Raw genomic sequence first — 215 nt, 5'->3', positions numbered from 1 at the left:
ATGACACCGATTGTTGGACTGGGATTCGGTTTAGCTATTTTTGATACGCGTTTAATCAAGCAATCTCTAGAGGTTTTATTTACTCAAGTATTGGTCAGTTTGCTTGTCTCGACTCTGTATTTCTGGATTTCTCCCTTATCTTATGCAAGTAGCGAGTTGATTGCACGAACCTCTCCAACCATTTGGGATGTTCTCATTGCTATTGCTGGTGGGAT

The 215-nt window shown here is 40.9% G+C and carries 1 protein-coding gene; it reads left to right on the top strand.

Features of this window, described 5'->3' with window-relative positions:
- A partial coding sequence (locus HMPREF2957_RS00230) for a DUF389 domain-containing protein (protein ID WP_148131959.1) occupies positions 1–215 on the top strand: 215 nt, incomplete at both ends.

It is taken from the genome of Streptococcus sp. HMSC062D07 (assembly GCF_001814215.1).
Classification (GTDB): domain Bacteria; phylum Bacillota; class Bacilli; order Lactobacillales; family Streptococcaceae; genus Streptococcus; species Streptococcus infantis_I.
This window is presented reverse-complemented; position numbering and strand designations above follow the sequence as displayed.